This is a genomic window from Amycolatopsis solani, assembly GCF_033441515.1.
Lineage (GTDB): Bacteria > Actinomycetota > Actinomycetes > Mycobacteriales > Pseudonocardiaceae > Amycolatopsis > Amycolatopsis solani.
In genome coordinates this window covers 2,294,012-2,317,433 of sequence record NZ_JAWQJT010000002.1, presented here as the reverse complement: position 1 = coordinate 2,317,433, position 23,422 = coordinate 2,294,012, and the positions used below count along the sequence as shown (strand labels likewise).

General features: G+C 73.4%; 19 protein-coding genes. 8 read left to right on the top strand and 11 right to left on the bottom strand.

The features are described 5' to 3' along the window. Positions 1-69: 69 nt before the first annotated feature. Together SD460_RS31195 and SD460_RS31190 are read right to left on the bottom strand one after the other, a co-directional pair. A complete protein-coding gene (locus SD460_RS31195) occupies positions 70-960 on the bottom strand; it encodes a transposase family protein (RefSeq protein ID WP_318307123.1) in 891 nt (296 codons plus the stop codon). A gap of 224 nt (positions 961-1,184) precedes the next feature. Next, entirely contained in the window at positions 1,185-2,096 is a 912-nt protein-coding gene (locus SD460_RS31190; RefSeq protein ID WP_290063006.1) for a LysR family transcriptional regulator, read from the bottom strand. Positions 2,097-2,166: 70 nt separating this feature from the next. Between SD460_RS31190 and SD460_RS31185 the strand changes: the two genes are divergently transcribed. The 5 genes from SD460_RS31185 (at position 2,167) to SD460_RS31165 (ending at position 8,639) form a co-directional block, all read left to right on the top strand. Next, entirely contained in the window at positions 2,167-3,003 is an 837-nt protein-coding gene (locus tag SD460_RS31185; protein WP_290063007.1) for an SDR family NAD(P)-dependent oxidoreductase, read from the top strand. 33 nt (positions 3,004-3,036) lie between these two features. Then, positions 3,037-5,751, top strand: a complete 2,715-nt coding sequence (locus tag SD460_RS31180) for a helix-turn-helix transcriptional regulator (RefSeq protein WP_318307122.1) — start codon at positions 3,037-3,039, stop codon at positions 5,749-5,751. Between the two features lie 103 nt (positions 5,752-5,854). Continuing rightward, complete coding sequence (locus SD460_RS31175) at positions 5,855-6,493, top strand: response regulator transcription factor (protein ID WP_290062372.1); 639 nt, start codon at positions 5,855-5,857, stop codon at positions 6,491-6,493. Between the two features lie 83 nt (positions 6,494-6,576). Continuing rightward, a complete protein-coding gene (locus SD460_RS31170) occupies positions 6,577-7,572 on the top strand; it encodes an Acg family FMN-binding oxidoreductase (protein ID WP_290062371.1) in 996 nt (331 codons plus the stop codon). 89 nt (positions 7,573-7,661) lie between these two features. Further along, positions 7,662-8,639 carry an Acg family FMN-binding oxidoreductase gene (locus tag SD460_RS31165; protein WP_290062370.1) on the top strand — a complete coding sequence of 326 codons (978 nt, stop codon included), beginning with the start codon at positions 7,662-7,664 and terminating at the stop codon, positions 8,637-8,639. Here SD460_RS31165 and SD460_RS31160 read toward each other — a convergent pair. Further along, the gene (locus SD460_RS31160) at positions 8,636-9,850 is read right to left on the bottom strand and encodes a GNAT family N-acetyltransferase (RefSeq protein ID WP_290062369.1); all 1,215 of its coding nucleotides are present in this window, start codon (positions 9,848-9,850) and stop codon (positions 8,636-8,638) included. The two genes, SD460_RS31165 and SD460_RS31160, sit on opposite strands and share 4 nt — an antisense overlap. 40 nt (positions 9,851-9,890) lie before the next feature. Then, positions 9,891-10,814, bottom strand: coding sequence for a TerC family protein (locus SD460_RS31155; RefSeq protein WP_290062368.1), 924 nt, complete (start codon positions 10,812-10,814; stop codon positions 9,891-9,893). 186 nt (positions 10,815-11,000) lie between these two features. Here SD460_RS31155 and SD460_RS31150 point away from each other — a divergent pair, with 186 nt between their 5' ends. Continuing rightward, positions 11,001-11,300 (top strand): helix-turn-helix transcriptional regulator, encoded by a 300-nt coding sequence (locus tag SD460_RS31150; RefSeq protein ID WP_290062367.1) that lies wholly within the window; start codon positions 11,001-11,003, stop codon positions 11,298-11,300. A 169-nt stretch (positions 11,301-11,469) separates the two neighbouring features. Here SD460_RS31150 and SD460_RS31145 read toward each other — a convergent pair whose 3' ends face one another. The 6 genes from SD460_RS31145 to SD460_RS31120 form a co-directional block, all read right to left on the bottom strand. Continuing rightward, complete coding sequence (locus SD460_RS31145) at positions 11,470-12,444, bottom strand: LacI family DNA-binding transcriptional regulator (protein ID WP_318307121.1); 975 nt, start codon at positions 12,442-12,444, stop codon at positions 11,470-11,472. Positions 12,445-12,528: 84 nt separating this feature from the next. Continuing rightward, positions 12,529-13,497 (bottom strand): NrfD/PsrC family molybdoenzyme membrane anchor subunit, encoded by a 969-nt coding sequence (gene nrfD, locus SD460_RS31140; protein ID WP_290057303.1) that lies wholly within the window; start codon positions 13,495-13,497, stop codon positions 12,529-12,531. After that, positions 13,494-14,420, bottom strand: a complete 927-nt coding sequence (locus tag SD460_RS31135) for a 4Fe-4S dicluster domain-containing protein (RefSeq protein WP_290057302.1) — start codon at positions 14,418-14,420, stop codon at positions 13,494-13,496. Before SD460_RS31135 ends, nrfD begins: the two co-directional genes overlap by 4 nt. Beyond that, the gene (gene fdh / locus SD460_RS31130) at positions 14,417-17,692 is read right to left on the bottom strand and encodes a formate dehydrogenase (protein ID WP_318307120.1); all 3,276 of its coding nucleotides are present in this window, start codon (positions 17,690-17,692) and stop codon (positions 14,417-14,419) included. Before fdh ends, SD460_RS31135 begins: the two co-directional genes overlap by 4 nt. Before the next feature lie 172 nt (positions 17,693-17,864). After that, positions 17,865-18,458 (bottom strand): class F sortase, encoded by a 594-nt coding sequence (locus SD460_RS31125; protein ID WP_318307119.1) that lies wholly within the window; start codon positions 18,456-18,458, stop codon positions 17,865-17,867. Positions 18,459-18,462: 4 nt separating this feature from the next. Then, positions 18,463-19,230, bottom strand: coding sequence for a choice-of-anchor P family protein (locus SD460_RS31120; protein ID WP_318307118.1), 768 nt, complete (start codon positions 19,228-19,230; stop codon positions 18,463-18,465). Between the two features lie 355 nt (positions 19,231-19,585). On the opposite strand from SD460_RS31120, the gene SD460_RS31115 reads away from it, so the two are divergent. Next, complete coding sequence (locus SD460_RS31115) at positions 19,586-20,593, top strand: LysR family transcriptional regulator (protein WP_290057298.1); 1,008 nt, start codon at positions 19,586-19,588, stop codon at positions 20,591-20,593. A 458-nt stretch (positions 20,594-21,051) separates the two neighbouring features. Here SD460_RS31115 and SD460_RS31110 read toward each other — a convergent pair whose 3' ends face one another. After that, complete coding sequence (locus SD460_RS31110; protein ID WP_290057297.1) at positions 21,052-21,906, bottom strand: PaaX family transcriptional regulator; 855 nt, start codon at positions 21,904-21,906, stop codon at positions 21,052-21,054. A gap of 118 nt (positions 21,907-22,024) precedes the next feature. Here SD460_RS31110 and SD460_RS31105 point away from each other — a divergent pair, with 118 nt between their 5' ends. After that, complete coding sequence (locus tag SD460_RS31105) at positions 22,025-23,326, top strand: MFS transporter (RefSeq protein ID WP_290057296.1); 1,302 nt, start codon at positions 22,025-22,027, stop codon at positions 23,324-23,326. The last annotated feature ends 96 nt before the right edge of the window (positions 23,327-23,422 follow it).

The following is a 23,422-nucleotide window of genomic DNA, read 5'->3' as shown; positions in this document are numbered from 1 at the left end:
AGCGCCCCAATGGGGTTGTTTCATCGTGGTTTGTGCTGGTCACGATGGGTTGACCGGGTCTGGTAACGCTCACGCGGGATCAGGCAGGGCACCGTCGCGGACGCTCTGCTCGTGCTGGGTCAGCACGAGCAGAGCCCGCAGCAACGTCGTGGCATGACGGGGTGCCAGGCGGAGTTTGTCCAGGACCCGCCAGGCTTTGAGGGCGGCGAAGCCGCCCTCCACCGCGCACCGCATTGCCGCGAACACCGCATTCGCCTGCTTCTGCGCCTTGCTCAACGGCCGCTTCGCTTCAGCCTTATACGGAGTCAGCACCACCTGCCCACACGCCCCCTCGCAGACACCACAGTGCTTGGTGGCGCGGACGTCTTTGTGCCAGCCCTGAAAGCCCTTGTCCCCAACCGGGGTCAGGTCGTGGGCATGCAGGTGTTCCCGGATCCGCAGCCGGCGAGCAGCGGTGATATCGGCGGTCTTGCCCGGCACCGCCGCCGATATCCACAACAACCGGCCGTCCTCGTCGGTCAGGGCCAGTACGACCAGGCCGTGCTGTTTGTGTTTGCCGCTGTAATGGGCCCGGTTGGCTTTTCCGGTGCGGCGACGGGTCCGGATCAAGGTGCCGTCCACCAACACCACCGCCGCGCCCTGGGCGGCCAGGCGGCGCAGGACACGGTTCAGGCGTGCCGCGCGGGCGGCGAGCAAGGCGATGACCTCCAGCACCCACCGCCGGACCGTGGATGCCGACACGCCCATACCGGCCCCGAGATGAGCCAGGCGCGGGTCGTGGCGCAGCACCGCCAGCACGACCAGGGCCTGCTCGGCGGGGGTGGCTTTGCGCCAGCGGGACCGCAACCGGCACCGGTGGGAACGGATCAGCCCGGCGACCATCTGCAGGGTCGAGGATGAGAGCGGGAGGGTGACCTGGTAAGAAATGGGGTCGAAGCCCTCGGCGGGTTGTTGACTCACATCTCGATCTTGCCGAGGGCTTCACCTATGTCCGGGGCCACCACGCCGGTCCCGGCGTCACTTCCTCCCGGCACAACCTGATTGGCTCGCTCTCACCGCCCCGACCAGCCACAACCACGATGAAACAACCCCAATGTGGCGTTCGGTGCGTCCAGCGCACCCAATGTGGCGTTCGGTGCGTCAGACGCACCGAACGCCACATTGGGGCGCATTCCCGGCCGCCGTCAGGGTTCCGTCGCCACGGCGGCCGCGCGCAACGCAGCCGCTACCCGGGCCGCCGGTTCCGGCAGTCGTCGCGGCAAGTGCGCCAGCAGCAAGCGCCGCCGTTCTCCCGGCCCGCCCCGCACCGGGAGTACGCGCACGCCGGGTGGGGCCACCGGGCCGATCGAGCCCGGTACCGTTGTGATGCCGCAGCCGGCGGCCACCAGGTGGAGCTTGGCCAGCCAGTCGCGGGCGGTGTGCGCGATCTCCGGCCGCTCGTCCAGGCCCGGCCACACGCCCAGCGTCCGGTCGTCGCCCGGGCCCGCGATCCAGCGGCGGCCGCGCAGGTCCGCCACGTCGATGTAACTCCGTCGCGCGAGCGGGTCGTCGGTGGGCACCGCGACGCGCAGGCTGCGCTCGGCCAGGGTGTGCACCGTCAGCGCCGGGGTTTCGGTGTCGGGCGGGCGGAACGGCGGCGCCGAGGCCAGCAGGGCGACGTCGAGCGTGCCCGCGCGCAGGGCGCGGACCAGCGCCGGGGTGCCGCCTTCGCGGCTGAGCACGGTGATCGCCGGGTCGCTGCGCCGCAGGGCCGTCAGCGCGCGCGGGACCAGCTCGGCGCCGGCGGTCGGGAACCAGCCGAGCCGGACCGTGCCCCGTTCGGCGGGCAGTCCGGCGAGTTCGCGCGCGGTGGCGTCGAGCTGGTCGACGACGCCGGTGGCGCGGCGGAGCACGATCTGTCCGGCCGCGGTGAGCCGCACGCCGTCGTGGCGGCGTTCCAGCAACGGCGCCCCGGCCGCGCGCTCCAGCGACGCGATCTGCCGCGAGACCGCGGACTGCGTGTAGCCGAGCGCGGTGGCCGCGGCCGTCAGCGTCCCCCGCTCGGCGACTTCGCGGAACACCCGCAGCGCGGTCAGGGAAGCGTCGGAGAAAGCCATGACGTCCACGCATACCAGGTCTGCGCATCTTTCGCTTTCCGCATGCCCGAAACGCTCCTAACTTGGCGTCATGACCACGAAAACCGCCCTCGTCACCGGGGCGACCCAGGGCCTCGGCCTCGCCCTCGTCGAAGGGCTCGCCCGGCGGCTGTCCCCGGCGGACACCGTCTACCTCACCGGCCGCGACGCCGGACGCGTCGCCCAGGCCGTCGAAGCCATGCCCGCCGGCGGCGCCGAAATCCGCGGCGAAGTCCTCGACGTCGCCGCTCCGGAAGCCGCCGCGCGTCTCGCGCGGCGGCTGCGGGAACGGCACGGCGGCGTCGACGTCGTGGTCGGCAACGCCGTCATGCGCGTCGGCCCCGACGACGACCCGCGCGCGTTCGTCCGGGAGTACGCCGAGGTCAACAACTTCGGCACCACCCGGCTGCTGCGCGCCTTCGCGCCGCTGCTTCGCGACGGCGGCCGCTTCCTCGTCGTGGCCAGCTCGCTGGGCACGCTGAACCACCTGGCGCCCGCGCTGCACCGGCACTTCACCGGACTGTCCTCTTTGGACGAAGTAGACGAGCGCGTGGCCGCCTGGCGCGACGCGGTCGCCGACGGCAGCGCCCGCGCCGGTGACTGGCCGGGCTTCGTCAACATCCCGTCCAAGATCGGCCAGGTCGCGGCCGTGCGCACGCTGGCCGCGCACCGGCGGGCGGACGACCTCGCGCGCGGGATCCTGCTCGCCGCCGTCTGCCCCGGCATGATGAACACCCCCACGTCCGCCCTGTGGTGGGACGTGCGGGACGCGCCCAGTCCCGCCCAAGCCGCGGACGAGCTCCTGGACCTCGTGTTCCGGCCCACCGACCCCGCCCACTACGGCGAACTCGTCCGTTACGGGGAGGTCGTGCCCTGGTTGCCGCGCTAGGGTTCCGGGACGAACACCCGGAGGGCGCAGGTCATGTCGGAGCTGGTCGGCCGCGAAGGCGAAGTCGCCGCACTCGAAGACGCGCTCACCGCCGCGCGGGCCGGGCGGAGCCGGGTGCTGGTGCTGCGCGGCGAAGCCGGGATCGGCAAGACCGCGCTCCTGGAGCACGTCGCCGGGCGCGTGCCGGGCTGCCGGGTCGCGCGGGCGGCCGGGGCCGAGGCCGAGCGCGAGCTGCCGTACGCGGGCCTGCAGCAGCTCTGCGCCCCCTTCCTCGACCGGCTGCCGGACCTGCCGGGACCGCAGCGGGCCGCGGCCGGCACCGCGTTCGGCCTGAGCGGCGGGGAGCCCCCGGACCGCTTCCTGGTCGGGCTGGCGGTGCTCACGCTGCTCGCCGCGGTCGCCGAAGACCAGCCCCTGGTCTGCCTGGTCGACGACGCCCAGTGGCTCGACCGGGTGTCCGCGCAAACGCTCGCGTTCGTCGCGCGGCGGCTGCTGGCCGAGCCGATCGCCCTCGTCGTCGCCGTGCGCGAACCGGCGGACGAGCCGGACCTGACCGGGCTGCCGGAGCTCGTCGTCGGCGGTCTCGGCGAAGCGGCGGCCGGCACGCTGCTGGACTCGGTGCTCACCGGCCCGCTGGACAGCCGGGTCCGCGACCGGATCATCGCCGAGACGCACGGCAACCCGCTCGCCCTGGTCGAGCTGCCCCGGTTCTGGACCGCCGCCGAACAGGCCGACGGGCTCCTGCGGCCGGACGGCGACGCGCTGGCGGGCCGCCTCGAACGGTGCTTCCTGCAGCAGGTGGAGCCGCTGCCGCCGGACACCCGGCGGCTGCTGCTGACCGCCGCCGCGGAGCCGCTCGGCGACGCCACCCTGCTGTGGCGCGCGGCCGGCGAGCTCGGTCTCGGTGCCGACCCGGCGGCCGCGGCCGAGGCGACCGGGCTGATCGAGTTCGGCCCGCGGGTCCGCTTCCGCCACCCGCTGGTGCGGTCGGCGGTCTACCGCTCGGCGTCCCCGCACGACCGGCAGGAAGCGCACCGCGCGCTGGCCGCGGTCACCGATCCCGCGCTCGACCCGGACCGGCGGGCCTGGCACCGCGCGCGGGCGACCGTCGCCCCCGACGAAGATGTCGCCGCCGACCTCGAACGCTCGGCCGGGCGGGCCCGCGCCCGCGGTGGCCCGGCCGCCGCCGCGGCGCTGCTCGAACAGGCGGCCACGCTCACCCCGGACCCGGCCCGGCGGGCCCGGCGCGAACTCGCGGCGGCCCGGGCGAAACACGCCGCGGGTGCGCTCGAAGCGGCGCTGGGCCTGCTGGGCGCGGCCGGGGCGGGACCGCCGGATCCCGCACGGGACGCCGAAGGCGAGCGGCTGCGCGGGCAGATCGCGTTCGACCAGCGGCGTGGCGGCGACGCGGCGGCGCTGCTGCTGCACGCGGCCGGCCGGCTCGACGGCGCCGCGGCCCGCGAGACGTACCTGGAGGCGCTGGGCGCCGCGGTGTGGGCGGGCTCCGGCGTCGTCGAAGCCGCGAAGCGAGCGCGCACGGCCCCGGCCGCGCCCGAGCCGGCCGTCGCCGACCTCGTGCTGGACGCCTTCGCGACCCGGCTCACGGACGGCTACCCGGCCGCGGCGCCGTTGCTGACCAAGGCGATCGACGCGGTCCGCGCGCTGGACACCGGGCGCGAAGAGGCGCTGTGGCTGCTGGGCAACCGGGCCGGCGGCACCCTCGCGACGGAGGTGCTCGACTACGCCGCCGGCCGCGCGTTCGCCGAACGCCAGGTCCGGCTGGCCCGCGAGAGCGGCGCGCTGGTCCAGGTGCAGTTCGCCGTCAACTTCCTCGCCAACCACGACCTGCTGGCCGGCGACCTGACCGCGGCCGAGGCGCTGGTCGAAGAGGACCGCCTGCTCGCCGGGATCACCGGCGGCCGGCCCGTCGGGTACTCCGCGATCCTGCTCGCCGCCCTGCGCGGCCGCGAGACCACGGCCATCACCACCGCGGCGGCGGAGGCGGCCGAGCGGGGCCAGGGCCGGGTCGTGCGCTTCGCCGACTACGCGCACGCCGTGCTCGCCAACGGTCTCGGCCGCCACGACACCGCCCGCGACGCGGCCCGCCGGGTCTTCGCCGCCGACGTCGTCGGCCACCAGGCACTGGCCACCGCCGAGCTGGCCGAAGCGGCGTCGCGCACGGGAGACGACGCCCTCGTCGCCGAGGCACTGGACCGGCTGGCCGAGCGAGCCCGCGCCACCCCGGCGGCGTGGCCGCGGGCGCTCGAAGCCCGGGCGCGCGCACTGGCCGGCGACACCCCGGAAGAGTGCTACCGCGCCTCGATCGCCCTGCTCGCCGACACGCCGCTGCGGGTCGAGCTGGCCCGCGGCCACCTGCTGTTCGGCGAATGGCTCCGCCGCGAGGGCCGCCGTGCCGACGCTCGGGAGCACCTGCGCACCGCGCACACCATGACGTCGTCGATGGGCCTCGAGGCGTTCGCCGAGCGCGCCCGCCGCGAGCTGCTGGCGACCGGCGAAACCGCGCGCAAGCGGACGGCCGGGACCACGGAGGGGCTGACCGCGCAGGAGTCCCAGATCGCGCGCCTGGCCCGCGAAGGGTGGTCCAACCCGGAGATCGGCACGCGGCTCTTCCTCAGCCCCCGCACGGTGGAATGGCACCTGCGCAAGGTGTTCGGCAAGCTCGGCATCAGCTCACGCCGCCAGCTGCGCGACACGCCCCTCGACACGCCCCTCGACACGGTGCGCTGACGTCCCGGGACCTGTGGCCCCCGGCCGGGGACTTTGGTCACCTCCGCGCGGGGACGCGGGGCCGTAGGCTGATCCTCCGCCGCACCGCCGCCGGGAGGTCCGAATGCTGCGCGTGTTCCTGGTCGACGACCACGAGGTCGTCCGCCGCGGGGTCGCCGATCTGCTCGACGAGGACGAGGAGCTGCTCGTCGTCGGGCAGGCCGGTAGCGTGTCGCAGGCACTGGCCCGCGTGCCCGCGCTGAACCCCGACGTCGCGGTGCTGGACGTCCGGCTCCCGGACGGCAACGGCATCGAGCTCGCGCGGGAGCTGCGGTCGAAACTGCCCGGCCTCAAGTGCCTGATGCTCACCTCCTACACCGACGAGCAGGCCATGCTCGACGCGGTGCTGGCCGGCGCGAGCGGGTTCGTCATCAAGGACATCAAGGGCATGGACCTGGTTTCCGCGGTGCGGACGGTCGGCGCGGGCCAATCCCTGCTCGACGCGCACGCGGCCGCCGCGCTGATGGCGCGGCTGCGGGACAGCCAGGCGAAGAAGGGACCGCTGGCCGAGCTTTCGGAGCAGGAGCGCAAGCTGCTGGAGCTGATCGGCGAGGGCCTGACCAACCGGCAGATCTCGGAGCGGATGTTCCTGGCGGAGAAGACGGTCAAGAACTACGTCTCGCGATTGCTGACGAAGCTGGGGCTGGAACGCCGGACCCAGGCCGCGGTGCTGGCCACCGAGCTGCGGAAGCCGAAGGGCTGAGCGCCACGCTGGTGACGAAAGTCCCCGCGTACCAGGGTAATCCGGCCGCGTCGCGGCGCCTCCGGCCGGCGTTTGCTGGTCTCGTGACAACTTCCGGAGCGCGTCTGACGTCGGAGCAGATCGGCCTGCTCGCGCGGGCCGTCAGCCGTGCGCCCTCGGTGCACAACAGCCAGCCGTGGCAGCTGCTCGTCCGCGGCGGGGAAGTGGACCTGATCGAGCGCCGGGACGTCGGGCTGCGCCGGCACGACCCGGCCGGCCGCGACCGGACGCTCTCCTGCGGCGCCGCCCTCACGAACCTGGAGCTCGCCGTCCGCGCCCTCGGCCGCGACTGCCGCACCGAGCTCGCGACCGGCGCGGACGTCGCGGCCACGGTGACGATCGGCCGGCCGCGCCCCATCGCGGCCCGCGAACTCGCGCTGTACCGGGCCATCACCCGCCGCCGCACCTACCGGCACCCGTTCGGCCCCGGCCGCGTACCCGCCGGTGCCCGCACCGCGCTGGTCGCCGCGGGGGAGACGGCGGGGGTGCGGCTCGTCGTACCCAGGCACCTGGACAAGCTGGCGCAGCTGCTCGGCTTCGCGACGCGCGTGCTCCGCGAAGACCGCGGCTACCAGCGCGAACTGGCGCTGTGGACCGCGCACAGCCACGGCGGCGCGGTGACCGGCGACGGCGTCCCCGAGGACGCGCTCAGCTCCGAAGCCCTGCCGGCGGCGGGACTCGTCCGCCGCGGCACCCCGGTCCCGGACGATGCGGTGCTCGCCGCGCGGCTGGCCGCGGAGGCCCTGCTGATCGTCTGCACGGACGGCGACGCGCGCGCCGAGCACCTCGCCGCCGGCGCCGCCCTGCAGCGCGCCTGGCTGACCGCGACCGCCAAGGCACTGGCCGGTTCGGTGCTCACCCAGCCGTTGCACCTGACCGGTTTCCGCGCCCGGCTCGTCTCGGAGCTGGCGCTGCCCGGTGTCCCGCAGGCGATCTTCCGCTTCGGCCACCCGGCCGTCCCGGCGGCGCCCTCGCCCCGGCTTCCGCTCGGCGAGCTGTTCGCTTCGGCCACCGGGGTCTTTGGTCCTCTCCGGTCGTGACGCGCGGCCGTCGCGCGCCGCCCGGCCGGCGGCGATGCTGAGGCCGTCCGTCGTCCCCAAGTCCGTCACCCAGCCCGCGGAGCCCGACCATGAGCCGACCCCTGCCGAGCGTGTTCGACCAGGCCCTCGCCTCCGCCGTGCGCGCGCCTTCGCCGCACAACACCCAGCCGTGGCGGTTCGCCGTCCGGCCGGACACCGTCGAGGTGTGGCTCGACCGCGAGCGGGTCCTCGCGGTCGCGGACCCGGCCGGGCGGGAGGCGCGGCTCGCCTGCGGGGCCGCCGCGTTCAACCTGCAGATCTGCCTGCGGGCCAACGGGTTCGCCACGCTCGTGCGGATGCTGCCGGACCCGGCCGAGCCCGCCTTGGCCGTGACGGTCCGGCTCGACGGCAACCAGAAGTCGACCGCCGCCGAACGCCGGCTCGCCGAGGCCGTCTTCCGCCGGCACACCAACCGCCGTCCGCTGCTGGACAAGGCGGTGCCGCCCGCGGCGCGCGTGGCGCTCAAAGCCGCGGCCCTGGACGAGGGCGGGCAGCTCGAATTCCTCGACGCCTCCGGCCGGTACACCCCGGTGGCGTCGCTGGTCCGCCAGGCCGAAGCACTCCAGGCGGAAGACCCGGAGTTCCGGCGGGAGACGGCCTTCTGGACCCAGCGCGACGCCTCGAGCCCCGACGGAGTCCCGAAAACCGCGTCCGGGCCGCCGCCGCGCGGCCACGGCGTCGTGTCGCTGCGCGCCTCGCACGAAAACCGGGACCTGCCCGAGCGCGAGTACGAGCGGGAGCCGCTGCTCGGCGTGCTGCTGACCCGCGACCACGGGCCGTACGCGGAAGTCCGGGCCGGGATGGCGATGCAGCGCGTGCTGCTCACCGCGACCGCGGAGGGCCTGGCGACGTCGTTCCTGTCGCAGCCGTTCGAGACCCCGCGGACGCGGGAGGCGCTCGCCGCCCTGTTCGCGGGGCTGGGCCAGCCGCACACCCTGCTGCGCATCGGCTACGGCTACCCGGCCCGGTTGACGGCGCGCCGTCCGGTCGAGGACGTGCTCACCCGCCACGGCGACGTGAACGCCTAGAACCAGTGCAGGCAGTGCGGCGCGCGCTCGGGCCGGAAGAGCGCGTCCGCGACGGCGGCCGCCGCCGGGTGGTGGGCCTCGACGTGGCCGGCGCGCACCAGCGTGCCCGGGACCGTGCCGCCGAGGTAGATCGAACCCAGGTCGCTCACGTCCAGGGACAGGTCGGGTTCGCGGTCCGTCAGGCCGCATTCGGCCTTGCCGTCCCGGACGGTCAGCAGGTAGCGGTTCCGCTCGGCGAGGAACGGGTCGGTGACGTCGAGGACCAGTTCGCCGTCGGCCGCCCAGCCGCGGGCGGTCAGCGCGCGGGGGACGTCGAGCAGGCGGACCCAGAGCCAGTCCGTGTCGTCGCCGACCTGGCCGGCGCGGAAGTCCGCGAACTGCCAGCGCAGCGGGTGCCCGGGCGGCACGTGCTTGAACACGACGTCGGACACCAGGTCGTGCCCGAGCGCGAAGCGGGCCAGCGCGGTGAAGACGGCGTCGTCGGTGGTGATGGTTTCGTCGACAGTCAAGGTGCGGGGCCCGCCGACCGAGTAGCTGGCGTAGCCGTCGGCGACCCCGTCGGCGTCGCGGTGGACGGCGACGTACCGCGGCACCGGCGAGATCGGGGGCTTCCCCGCGCCCGAGCTCCACCAGCGCGGCGGCCGCGACAGCGCACCGGGCTGCGCGCGGCGGTAGGCGTCGTAGACCTCGGCCATGGTCTCGACGCATTCGGCACGCGGCCGCACCTCGATCGAGCCGGGCGCCGCCGCGGCGGTACGGGCCCGGGGGAGGGCCGGCTCGGCCTGGTGGCGCGGCACGGTCAGCTGCTGCGTGTAGGTCGCTGGCCCGTAGCCGAACCGGCGGTAGATCGCGGCTTCGGAGGCCAGCAGCACGGAGAGGAACTCCCCGCGGGCGCGCAGGTCGGCGAGCTGACGCCGCATCATCGCGGTGAGCACGCCCCGCCGCCGGTGCGAGGGCAGCACCCCGACGGCGGTCACCCCGGTCACCGGGGCGACGATCTCGCCGGGCAGGGTGAGCTCGAAGGAGTACGCGCCCGCGGTGCCGACGGGCCGCCCGTCCGGCGCGACGGCCAGCAGGTTGCGGTCCATTTCGAGCGCCGACCACCAGACCCCGCCGTCCGGGCCCGGGGTGTCCGGGAAGCGCCCCAGCGCGGTGTGGAAGGTGGCGACGAAGGCGTCGAGGTCCTCGCCGGTGGTCGAGCGGATCTCCATCGGGACAGTCCAGCGGCGGGCCGGGTGCGGGGCAAGCGAATTACGGCGAGCCGGCGTTCGCCCTTGTTTTCAGGAGACTGGCGCCGACCGCTGTCGCGAGGATCGCGGCCACCACGCCCAGCGACAGCGCCGTCGGGATCTTCCAGACCTCCAGCAGCAGCATCTTCACCCCGACCCAGACCAGCACCAGCGCCAGCCCGAACTTGAGGTAGACGAACCGGTGCATGACGTCGGCCAGCAGGAAGTACATCGCCCGCAGGCCGAGGACGGCGAAGGCGTTCGACGTGAACACGAGGAACGGCTCCCGCGTCACCGCGAAGATCGCCGGGATCGAGTCGACCGCGAAGACGACGTCGACGACCTCGATCAGCACCAGGACGGCGAGCAGCGGCGTCGCCACCCAGCGGCCGCCTTCGCGGACGAGGAACCGGGCGCCGTGGTGGCGATCGGTCGAGGGGACGACCCGGCGGAACGCGCGCAGCACGATGTTGCGCTCGTAGTCGACTTCCTCCTCGCGGTGCACCGCCATCCGCACGCCGGTGACGACCAGGAAAGCCCCGAAGACGTAGAGGATCCAGGCGAAGCTCGCGATCAGCGCCGAGCCCGCCGCGATGAACACCGCGCGGAACACCAGCGCGCCGAGCACGCCGTAGAACAGCACGCGGTGCTGGTGCTCGCGGGGAACGGCGAAGTACCCGAAGATGATGGCGAAGACGAAGACGTTGTCGACCGCCAGCGACTTTTCGATGACGTAGCCGGCGAAGTACTGGCCCGCGAACTCCGCGCCCCAGACCCACCAGACGACGGCGCCGAAGGCCACCCCCAGCGTCACCCACACGCCGGACCAGGCCAGGGCTTCACGGACCCCGACGACGTGCGCCCGGCGATGGGCGGCCAGATCGACGGCGAGCATCGCCAGGATGACCCCGAGCACGGCGAGCCAGGCCCAGAAGGGAACGATCACGTGCACACTCCTCCGGTTCGGTGACGAACCAGAGGTCTCCCCGGTCACACGCGGTGTGACGCCGGCACCGGACTGCGCCGGGGCAGCCGGATTGACGATGCCGGACCGGGCGGGTACTCCCCTCCGTTACTCCAGAATGACGAACCGCACTTCGTCTGTCAAGTTCGGACGTCTACTGTGGACGGTATGGCTTCGTGGACGTTCCTGAGCAACCACGCGCACGTCCTGCTGTGCGTGGCCGCGGATCCCGACCGGACCCTGCACGACATCGCCACCCGGGTGGGGATCACGGAACGCGGGGTGCAGCTCATCCTCGGCGACCTGATCGAGGAGGGCTACCTCGAACGCCACCGCATCGGCAGGCGCAACCACTACGAGATCCACCCGGAGGGCAGGCTGCGCCACCCACTGGAGTCCCACCACCGGGTGGCCGACCTGGTGGCGGCACTCGGCCTGGAGCCGGGAGGGCTCGCAGCGCCGGAGTGAGGCGCGGGTCAAGCGCCCCAATGTGGCATTGGGTGCGTCCAACGCACCGAACGCCACATTGGGTGCGTTGGATGGGCACCGCGGCGCGAAGCGCCTCCGTTGAGGGTGGTGGCGGGGGCATGGATGGAGCACCGAACGCCACATTGGGGCGCATCGCCGGCGCGGCCGCTCAACCGGCGGGTGGGCCCGTGGTCTCGCCGATGACCAGCGCGGGCGTCACCGGCTCCTGCTCCAGCTCGCCCGCCCCGTCCAGCCGGTGGACCGCCAGCTCCACCGCCCGCACGCCCAGCTCGGGTGCCGGGATGACCACCGCGGTCGGGTGGCTCCGCTGCCGGGTCGCCACCGTGGCCGAGCACACCGCCACGACCGACACGTCCGCCGGCACCCGCAACCCACGACGGCCAAGGTCGGCCAGTAGCACGGGCAGCACGGCTTCGTCGTGCACGACCAAGGCCGTCGGCCCGGGCAGCAGCTCGTCCAGGCAGCGCGGGACGTCCTCAGGACCGCACGGCCGGGAAAGCGCTTCCAGACCCCGGTGGGCGACGGATTCGCGGAAGCCCGCCAGGTAGCGGAGGCGGTTCCCGGCCGATGGGGTGAGGTGGGCGATCGAGCGGTGGCCGAGGCCGGCGAGGTGGGTGGCGCAGGCTTGGCCGGCCGGGGCGAAGTCCAGGGGGACGGCGGCCGGGCCGCGGTGGCGGCCGACCAGGATCGCCGGGCGCCCGGAGGCGAGCAGGACCGGGATGCGCGGGTCGTCGTCGCCGGCGTCCAGCACGATCACCGCGTCGGCCAGCCCGGCCGACGTCACCCGGTGCAGGCCCGCCGTGCCCGTGTCGTCGGTGACCAGGAGCAGGTCGAAGCCGAGGTCGCGGGCGGCGCCGGCGGCCGCGGCGAAGAACTCCATCGCCGCGCCCGGGTGCGAGTCCAGCGCTACCGCGACCGCGAGCACGCCGGCCCGGGCCGCGAGCGGGGCCGGCGAGCCGCCGCGGCGCCGGTAGCCGAGGGTGCGGATGGTCTCCTCGACCCGCCGCCGCGTCGCCGGGGAGATCGTCCGCTTGCCGGTGATCACGTACGACACCGTGCTCGCCGAGACCCCGGCCGCGTTCGCCACGTCGGTGATGGTCACCGCGCCGCGGGGGTTCGTCATCGTCGGGGACCTTCACTGGAGTTAGCGCTAACACCAAGGGGGAGGCCGACCCTAATCGCGGGTGGATCCGCCGGTCAAGCCGCGCTACCCCTCGGCCGCGTCCGCGCGCTGCCGCTGGGGCACGACGACGTACTTGGGGTCCTTCGTCGACGCGACGCCCGCCTCGAACACCCCGAACCGCTGCAGCGCGCTCCCCGCGAACAGCGCCGCACCGGCGGCCACCGACAGCGCGCGGCTGCGGTGCCCGGCGAGCGCACCCAGCAGGCCCGCCGCGGTCAGCCGCTCGGACCACTTCCGCAGCCGGTGCGCCTTGCCCGTCGTGTACGCCTCCGCGGTCAGGCCGAGCCGCTGCTCCAGCACCTTCGACGACACCAGTTCGGCCACCGCGCCCATCGCCGCCAGCGCGCGGGCCGGGCCCGCCTCCTCGACCGGGACCAGCACCATCGCGAAGCCGCCGGAGCTCGCGGCCGCCGAGCCGGTGAAGACGAACGGCAGCTGCGGATGGGCTTCGTGCCAGGCCGGGACCGCCGTCTGGGACAGCAGCACCGCCGTGTAGGACGCGACCGCCGGGGCGACGAGCGCCGACGCGAGCCCGGCGGGGCGGGCGACGGCGCCGAGGAGCTTGCCGGGCCACCGGCGGCGCAGCCCGGCGGGCAGCACCTCGGCGGCCGCCGCGATCCCCATCCCGGGCCCGAACGCGGTGAGGATCCAGGTGCCCACGCTCATCGGGGACGTCGGTTTCGCGACGCGCAGCATGTGGTGGAACCGTTCGGGCCGGCCGAGGTCGGCGACCAGCAGGTAGACGCTGGCCAGCAGCGCCGCCATCGAGCCGGTTCGCCCCACCCGGCGCAGCCGCGGCCGCCCGGTCAGGTCGGCGCCGGCGGCCAGCAGCGACGTGCCGGCCGCGAGCCCGCCGGTGAACAGGTAGGCCGGCACCTTCCACTCCCACACCGGCGGCTTGAGCACCGGCCGCCCGTAGTAGGACTGGAACTCGGCGTCCGGCACCATCAGCTCTTCGCGGGAGCGGGCGCGGCCGGGCTTGCGGGCACTCATCGGCGGCGTCCTCCGAACGCGGCGACGGCGGCGGCGAGCAGCGCCGACGCCGCCACCCCGGCGTACTTCCACATCGCGGGCAGTTCGCGGGTCGGCACCACCGGGTCCGGCGGCAGGCCGTAGACCTCGGGTTCGTCCAGCAGCAGGAAGAACGCGCCGGTGCCGCCGACCCCGTCGGTGGGGTCGTGCCCGTAGAGCCGGGCCTCGGTGACGCCGCGTTCGTGCAGCTGCTCGACGCGGTGGGCGGCCCGCTCGCGCAGCTCGTCGAGCTCGCCGAACTGGATGGAGTCGGTCGGGCACGCCTTGGCGCAGGCCGGTTCGAGGCCGTCGTGCAGCCGGTCGTAGCAGAGCGTGCACTTCTGCGCGCGCCCGTCGTCCGGCCGCCGGTCGATGACGCCGTACGGGCAGCCGGAAACGCAGTAGCCGCAGCCGTTGCAGATGTCCTGCTGCACCACGACCGAGCCGAACTCGGTGCGGAACAGCGCGCCCGTCGGGCAGACGTCGAGGCAGCCGGCGTGGGTGCAGTGCTTGCACACGTCCGACGCCATCAGCCAGCGGAAGTCGGTCCGCCCGTCGGCCCCGGTCTTCGCGCCCGGCAGGTCGAACGACGGCATGCCGAGGTCCTCGGCAGTGGCCGGCGGGGGAGCGGTGGACGGCCCGCTCGGCGGGTGCGGCTGCTCGACGAAAGCCACGTGCCGCCAGGTGTTCGCGCCCAGCGCGCCGGTGTTGTCGAACGACATCCCGAGCAGGTCCAGCCCGTCTTCGGGGACGGCGTTCCACTCCTTGCAGGCCACTTCGCAGGCCTTGCAGCCGATGCACACCGACGTGTCGGTGAAGAACCCCACCCGCGGCGGGTGCCCGGCGTGCCCGGCTTCCCCGGCGACGTCCGGCAGCGGGCCGGACAGCCGGTCTTCGATACTCACGTGCCGTCCTCCTCGTGGCCGGGTTCGACGTGCCGGGTCTCGTGCACCGTCGCCACCTGGGTACCCGTGTCCGGCGTGATGCCCGCGCGATCCCGGTACTCGGCGAGGTACGCGGTGAGCGCGGCGCCGCGCGGCCGTTTGCCGAGCCGGACGTCGCAGGTGGCGACCTTGCTCTCCTGGATGAACACGTTCGGGTCCACCACGACGCCGAACAGGTCGTTCACGACGTCGCCGGGCACCAGCCCGGAACCGCCCCAGTGGTAGGGCATCCACACCTGGTGCACGACCCGGTCCTGCACCCGCAGCGGCCGCATCCGGTCGGTCACGAAGACGCGCGCCTCGACGGCCGCCCGCGAGGTGACGACGTGCGCCCAGCCCAGGTGTTCCAGCCCGCGCAGCTCCGCGAGCTGGGGGGAGACCTCGACGAACAGGTCCGGCTGCAGCTCCGCCAGGTACGGCAGGGTCCGGCTCATCCCGCCCGCGGTGTGGTGCTCGGTCAGCCGCGCGGCGGTGAAGACGAACGGGAACACCTCGCCGTGCGCCTCGGGCGGCGACGGGTTCGACGGGTTGTCCCGGCGGCCGTAGACCTTCCGCGCCGGGTTGCCCTGCTGCGTGTAGAAGGGGTTGCGGAACGGCGACTCGTGCGGCTCGTAGTGCGTCGGCAGCGGGCCGTCGGCCAGCCCGGACGGCGCGAACAGCCACGCCTTCCCGTCGGCCTGCATGATGAACGGGTCGTCGCCGCGCAGCGCGGCCGGGCCCACCGCACCGGGCGGCGGCACGTGGTCCGGCGGCTTGGTCTTCTCGAAGTCGGGCACGTCGTGGCCGGTCCATTCGCCGGCGTCGGCGTCCCACCACACCAGTGCCTTGCGCTCGCTCCACGGCCGGCCCTGCGGATCGGCCGACGCGCGGTTGTAGAGCACCCGCCGGTTCAGCGGCCACACCCAGCCCCACTCGAGGGCCAGGTGGTCCTGCTCGAACCGGGACTTGCGGCGGGCGGCCTGGTTGACGCCGTCGGCGTAGACGCCGCTGTAGATCCAGCAGCCGCTCGAGGTGCTGCCGTCGGCCTTGAGTTCGAGGTAGCCGCTGACGTCCTTGCCGGTCGTGAGGTCCTGGCCGCTGATCCGCCGCAGCACGTCTTCGGCCGACGGCTCGTCGCCGTGCACCGCGTAGTCCCACGCGAGGTCGAGCAGCGGCCGGTCGCGCTCGTCGGCGGACCCGGCCAGCCGCTCACGCAGCTTGCGGCCGAGGTGGTAGAAGAACCACAGGTCCGAGCGCTGGTCCCCGGCCGGTTCGACGGCCTTTTCGCGCCACTGCAGCATCCGCTGGGTCTGGGTGAACGTCCCTTCCTTCTCGACGTGCGAGGCGGCGGGGAAGAAGAACACCTCGGTGCGGCACGTCTCCGGCGTGATCTCGCCGGTTTCGACCTCCGGCGCGTCCTTCCAGAAGGTGGCGCTTTCGATCATCGTCAGGTCGCGGACGACCAGCCAGTCGAGGTTGGCCATGCCGAGCCGCTGCAGGCGGCCGTGCGCGGACCCGACGGCCGGGTTCTGCCCGAGCAGGAAGTAGCCGGACACCTTGCCGTCGACCATGTCCATGACCGTGCGGTAGGTGCCGTGGTCGCCGTTGATCCGCGGCAGGTAGTCGTAGCAGAAGTCGTTGTCCGCGGTGGCTTTTTCGCCCCAGTACTCCTTGAGCAGCGACACGGTGTAGGCGTCGGCGTTGCGCCAGAAGCCCTTCTGCTTGTCGCCGCGGACGGCGTCGATGTAGTCGGCCAGCGTGCGCTGCTCCGGGATGGGCATCGGCAGGTAGCCGGGCAGCAGGTTGAACAGCGTCGGGATGTCGGTCGAGCCCTGGATGCTCGCGTGCCCGCGCAGCGCGAACACGCCGCCGCCGGGCCGGCCGATGTTGCCCAGCAGCAGCTGGATGATCGAGCCCGCGCGGATGTACTGCGCGCCGACGCTGTGCTGCGTCCAGCCCACGCTGTAGACGAGCGCGGCGGTCCGTTCGCGGCCCGAGTTGCTCGTCCAGGCGTCACAGACCCGCTGGAAGAGCTCCTTCGGCGTCCCGCAGGTCGCCTCGACCATTTCCGGGGTGTAGCGGGCGAAGTGGCGCTTGAGGATCTGGAACACGCACCGGGGGTCTTCCAGCGTCGGGTCGGCGGCGATCTCCTCGTTGGTGCCTTCGAGCGCCGGGCCACCGGAGCCGTGCTGGTCCGACGGTGAGGTTTCCTTGCTGTGCCCGGTGTCCTGCGGCTCGGCGTCCTGGTAGTGCCAGGTCGCCGGGTCGTAGGCGGCCGTGGCCTCGTCGTAGCCGCTGAAGAGGCCGTCGAGGTCCTCGGTGTCCCGGTAGTCCTCGTGCACCAGGAAGGACGCGTTGGTGTAGGCGACGACGTACTCGCGGAAGTCCAGGTCGTTGCTCAGGATGTGGTTGATGACCCCGCCGAGGAAGGCGATGTCCGTCCCCGCCCGCAGCGGCACGTGGGCGTCGGCGAGCGCGCTCGTCCGGGTGAAGCGCGGGTCGATGTGCAGCACCTGAGCGCCGCGGGCCTTCGCCTCCATCACCCACTGGAACCCGACCGGGTGGGCCTCGGCCATGTTCGAGCCCATGATGATGACGCAGTCGGCGTTCTGCAGGTCCTGCTGGTAGTCCGTCGCGCCACCGCGACCGAAGGAAGTCCCCAGACCGGGAACGGTGGCGGAGTGTCAAATACGCGCCTGGTTTTCGATCTGGATCGCGCCCAGCGCGGTGAAGAGCTTCTTGATCAGGTAGTTCTCTTCGTTGTCCAGCGTGGCGCCGCCGAGGCTGGCGATGCCCGTGGTCCGGCGCAGCGGCGCACCGTTTCCGTCGGTGTCCTGCCAGCCCTTGCGCCGCGCGTCGAGCACCCGGTCGGCGACCATGTCGAGCGCGGTTTCGAGGTCGAGGTCGGTCCACTCGGTGGCGTAGGGCGCGCGGTACCGGACCGTCTGCTCCCGGTGCGGCCCGGTGACCAGCTGCTTGCTGGCCGAGCCCTTCGGGCAGAGCCGGCCGCGCGAAATCGGGCTGTGCGGGTCGCCTTCGATCTGCACGACCCGCTCGTCCTTGACGAAGACCTGCTGCCCGCACCCGACGGCGCAGTAGGGGCAGACGGACTTGGCGACCCGGTCGGCGCTCGCGGTGCGCGGGGCGAGGGCTTCCGACCGCGGGGACTCGGCGGCCTTGCCGCGGCCGAGCGGGTCGGCGCCGGTGAGCTGGCGGTACACCGGCCAGGAATCAAGCCACTTGCGCGGTCCCACGTCACCTCCCGCTCACGGTCCCCGCCCGGCTACCCAGGCTCTGCCGAGCGTAAACCGGGTCACGCCGGTCGGCGACCGCAGTGTTTCGGTACCCGCCCGGATGTCGTGAATGACTCATTCATGTCACCTGACGACATGAATGAGTCATTCACTCCATTCCGGACGCGGCCACTCAGCGTTTGAGCTTCGCGTAGACGATGACGTTGTCGAGGTAGTTCCGGTTCGCCGCGTCGTAGCGGCCGCCGCAGGTGATGAGGCGCAGTTCCGGGTCGGTCGTGTTGCCGTACACGGCTTCGGTGGGGAACTCCTTCTTGGCGATCTGCTCCACCTTCGTCACCGCGAACGTCAAACGGCCGCCGTCTTCCCGGTCGACGTGCACTTCCTCGCCCGGCTTGAGTTCGTGCAGCCGCCAGAAGATGCCCTTGCGGTGGGCGCCGTCGATGTGGCCGAGGATCACCGCCGGCCCGGCCTCGCCCGGCGTGGGGCCGTATTCGTACCAGCCGGCCTGCAGGGGCTGGTCGACCGGCGGCACCTCGACGGTCCGGTCGGGGTTGAGGCCCAGCGACACCAGCGACGACCGGGCGTCGATGGCCGGGACGTCGAGCGCGGTCGGCAGTGACCGCGTCACGCCGGCGACGGGTGCTTCGTTCCCCGGTGACGCGGAGGACGCGGGGGACGCCGACGGCGCCGGGGTGCCGCACGCGGCGGCGAGCAGCAGGGAGAGGAGGACGATCAGCAGGCGGCGGGGTCTCGGCGCGGCTGTCATTGGCTCAGCCCTCTGCCGCGAGGGTGCCGTCACCGGTCTGCGGGGCACCGGCGGGGATCACGACGACCTGCCCGGGCCCACCCGGCCGCGGGGGCGCTTCGGGGGCGCGTTCCTTCGACGGGCCGCAGGTCACCGAGGCGAGCTTGACGTCGCCGCTGCCGAGCTTCTTGGCGTCGCCGTCGAGGAGCTTGACGTGCAGCGCGGTGATTTCGAGGGCGCCGTCGTAGCGCTGGACCTGCTCGTTGACGATCACCTCGGCCACGCCGGGGATCCCGAGCCGCTGGTTCGGGCCGGTGGCGGCGGGCAGCGTGCCGAGCCGGCCGAGGTTCACGCCGGCGAGGTCGCTGCTGCCGGTGACGTGCCCGTCGGCGGACGCGCAGCGCGCGCTGATCAGCCGGATCGACGGCACCCGCCCGGCGACGGTCGCGAGCAGGGGCAGCGTCGCCTCGGCGACACTCGCCTTCGCGGCCACGGTCCCGGCGCCGTCGACCACGGAACTGCTGATCGCCTTCGCCGTCACGACGCCCTCGAGCGGCACGTCGGCGACGCTCGCCGACGCCGGTCCGCCACTGCGCGACGCGGCGAGCTGCCCGGTCTCGACGGTGATCCCCTTGCTCGCGGTGAGCACGCCGGGCAGCAGCGAAACCGTGGCGGAGGCGCCGAAAGCGGATCCGGCGACGGTGTCGTCGGCGGCGGAGACACCGGCGGAAGCGGCGAGGACGGCGGCCGTCACCCCGGCCAGGCTCCCGGCTCGGAGCAGGGTGGTGCGCATCAGGAATTTCCTTTCACCGCAACGGAAGGGAGAGCGCGGAACGGGACGGTGGTCCGGTGCCGCGGGGAGAAATCCCGGCCACGCTATCAAAATCGTCACGCGGGGCAAGGAATCCGCGTGTCGGCGAGGGTCCGGCGGATGCGCGAAAAGTGATCACCGGCTGTGCGGCCACCTTGTCGTGAACGCCGGGACGGGAAAGTTTTCGCTATTTGCGGACAGGCTGTAGTGCGCGCTGCGGCATTCGAGGCGGTGTGGGGCGGGATTTGACACGTACGAGTGATTGCCTGGATGGGTGGCGGCGGATACGCACCGTGATGTGACCGCCACGGTGCCGCGGCCGGTCTAGAGTCGGCGGATGGAGCTGCGGCAGGTCGAGCACTTCCTCGCGGTGGTGCGGAACGGGAGTTTCACCGGGGCGGCGCAGGACGTGCACGTGGTGCAGTCGGCCTTGAGCGCGTCGATCCGGAAGCTCGAAGGCGAACTGGGCGCCGCGCTGTTCGACCGCACGACCCGCCGCGTCGCGCTCACCGAAGCGGGCCGGGCGCTGCTCCCGCTGGCGCACCGCATCGTCGCCGACGTCGTGGCCGCACGCGGCGAGGTGGCGGCGGTGACCGGGCTGACGCGCGGGCGGGTGTCGATCGGGACGATCCAGACGCTGACCGTGGTGGACCTGCCGTCGAAGCTGGGGGAGTTCCGGGTCCGCTACCCGGGCGTCCGGATCCACGTGCGCGAGAGCACGGTCTTCGACCTGACGGCGGGCATCGCCAACGGCGAACTGGACCTGACCTTCCTCGCGGCCGCCGACGGGCTGGCGGATGATGTGTACAGCTTCGCGAGCTGGACCCAGGACCTGGTGCTGCTGTGCCACCCCGGCCACCGCCTCGCCGCCCGCGACCGGATCCGGCTGGCCGAACTGGCGGGCGAGCCGTTCGTGGACTTCAGCGGCAGCGGCATCGAGGTGATGGTGGCCCGCCGCTTCGCGGACGCGGGCGTCCGCCAGCACCGCGTCTGCGAGGCGACGCACATGCCCCTGCTGGTCGACCTGGTGGCGGCCGGGCTCGGGGTGTCGATCGTCCCGCGGCCGGTCGCGGAGAAGTCCGGGCTGCCGTTCGCCCGCATCGGCCAGCCGGGCTTCAGCCGCTCGATCCACCTGGCGGGCCGGGGACCGACCCCGGCGAACCCGGCCGCCCGCGCGCTGCTGGCGCACCTGCTGGCCGGGAGGTCACCGCACGCGAGCGAAGAGCAACCCACACCCGGCGAGCACGAGCGCCATCGCGACGGTGGTCCACCCGGCGACAGCCACGACGCCGCCGAGCACGAGGGCGCGGACCCCGAACTGCCGCAGCAGCCGGGCCAGGTCTGACGCCTCGCTGTCTTGGCTGTTCGACGGGTGCATGCGTCGAGTGTTCGCCTGGTGCGGGCGGGAGTCCAACGCACAGTTTCGCTGGGATTCAGCTGCGGGATCGATGAATGGCGGGGCCGTCCTGAGTGGACGGTGAGGTGGTGATCGCTGGGACACGGGCGCACGCCGGTGCCGGTCGCCGGTCGCCGGTCGCCGGGCCGCTGGCGTCGGGCCGCTGGCGTCGGGGCTGCGGCCGGGCTGCGGGCGCCCGCCGATGCCGGTGGCCGCCGAGTCGCACCGAAAGGTGGCGCTGTGCGGGAGGTTCGTGGCCGAGGCCGCTGGGCCGCGGCCGCAGTGCAGACGCGCGCCGGTGCCGGTGGCCGCCGGGTCGCTCGGGCCCGCCGGACGCACTGCCGTTCGAGCCGCGGCCGGGAGCCTCGGCGCGCCACCGTCCAGGCCGTAGCAGGTGCCCTCTGTCGTCAGCCGTCGGCCTGTTCGTCCGTGATCGAGTCGAGCAAGTCCGCCGCGATCGCCCGTGCCGCCGGCTTCAACTCCGCGCTGAGCGCGTGGAACAACTCCTGCGCGGGCTCCGCCGGCCAGTCCGATGGCAGGTGCTCCCGGGGCAGCCGCGGGTCGTCGCGGATGGTTCGGAGCCAATCCGACTCCAGGAGCAGGTCGCGGGCGAGGCTGTCCGAGGCCTGGGCGGCCGGGTCCTGCCAGCGGGTCAGGAACGCGCGGTAGCGCGCCGCCAGCCCGTCGACGTCCCACGCCTCCCGGACGATCCCCGCGATGTCGGTCGGCGGCAGGGCGCGGGCCTGGAACACCTTGACGTGGCCGTCGGCGCCGAGGCCGTCGAGCAGCGGGACCGGGTCCACCTCGCCGGAAGCGATCCACAGGCCGCCCTGGAGGCTGCCGAAGCCGGCCCACAGCAGGCGTGAGCGCAGGGCGTGGCGCTGGCGCTGCCACGACTCCGGCATCGAGAACCCGAGCAGTGTCCACGTGCCGTCCCACTGCCGGTTGACCGCGCCGGTGCGCCAGATGCGGCGCTCGCCGTCGTGCAGGATCGCGCGGGAGTGGGCGGTGAGGCCGAGGTAGACGTGGCGGCCGCGGCGCACGCGGTGCAGCAGGTCGCGCCGCGCCATGCGGCTCAGCGTCGAGCGGGTGGCGTGCTCGGAGACGCCGGCGCGGTCCAGGACGTCGATGACGCTCGCGGTGGCGACGTGGATCCCGCGGTCGAGGACGTGGCCGCCGAAGAACGTGAGCAGCAGCGTCTGGGGACGCGGGGTGTCGGCGCCGAGGCTTTCGGCGGCGGCGGGAGCGGCCAGGTCGGTCACCTCGCGAGCATAAGCCCGCCTCGACGTTGGGCAGAGCCTTGACCGCCGTCACCGAAGTGCTTAACGTTCGTCGCGGCGTGACGCGGGTCACGCGGGGTCGGCGACGAGGCAGGGCTCAATGGCAGAAAACCTCCGCTCGCGGGCGCAGCTGCGCCGCGCGGTGCTCTCCAGCTACTTCGGCAGCGTGATCGAGTACTACGACTTCCTCCTCTACGCCACCGCGTCGGCGGTGGTCTTCAACAAGGTGTTCTTCTCCAACCTCGACCCGGTGGCCGGCACGATCGCCAGCCTCGGCACGTTCACCACGGGCTACCTCGCGCGCCCGATCGGCGGCATCGTCTTCGGGCACTTCGGCGATCTGCTCGGGCGCAAGCGGATGCTCGTCATCACGATGACGATGATGGGCGTCGCCAGCACGCTCATCGGCCTCCTGCCGACCTACGCGCAGATCGGCGTGTGGGCGCCGGTGCTGCTGATCGTGCTGCGCGTGCTGCAGGGCGTCGCCGTCGGCGGTGAATGGGGTGGCGCGGTGCTGATGTCGGCCGAGCACGCGACCAGCCGCCGCGGGCTGTGGGCGAGCTTCACCAACGCCGGGGCGCCCAGCGGGATGGTGGTCTCCACGCTCTTGCTGACCCTCATGGGCGCGGTGACCACCGACGCGCAGTTCCTCGCTTGGGGCTGGCGGGTCCCGTTCCTGCTCAGCGTCGTGCTGCTGGCGGTCGGGCTGTTCGTCCGGCTGAAGGTCGACGAGACCCCGGTCTTCGCCGCGACGGAACGGCGGGCCGGCGCGCCCCTGCTGGAAGTCCTGCGCCACCACCCGAAGAACCTGCTGCTGGCGATCGGCGTCGGCTTCGCCGCGTTCGTCGCGCAGGGCACGCTCACCACGTACGTCCTCTCCTACGCCGTACACGCGGGCTTCTCCCGCCAGACCGTGCTCAACGCCATCACGGTGTCTTCGGTCGGCGCGGTGTTCGGCATCATCGGGTTTTCGGCGCTGTCCGACCGCGTCGGGCGCCGTCCCGTCGTGGTCGCCGGAGCCGTCGCCACCGGCGTGGTCGGCTTCGTGCTCTTCCCGCTGATCGACTCCGGCTCGGCCGCGCTGCTGACGCTCGGGGTCGTGCTGGGGCAGTCGATCGCGCACCCGGCGATGTACGGGCCGCTGGCCGCGCTGTACACGGAGCTGTTCGCCACGCGCACCCGCTACACCGGCGCGTCGCTCGGCTACCAGATCGCCGGGCTGGGCGCCGGGATCGCGCCGGTCGTCTTCGCGGCGCTCGCCGGCTCGGGCACGGTGCTGATCTCCGCGGTGATCGCGGCCTGCTGCCTGCTGACGGTGGTTTGCGTGCTGGCGCTGCGCGAGAGCAACCGCGTCGATCTCGGGGATCCGGCCGCGCAGCGGCTGACGGGCGCCGGGCACTAGGACGACCGCGGCGAGTGGGTGGAAACACCGCCGGGAAGGGGGAACGAGTGGACGGTTCCGACCTCTGCCGGGGCCGGAACCGCGCCTAGGGTCACT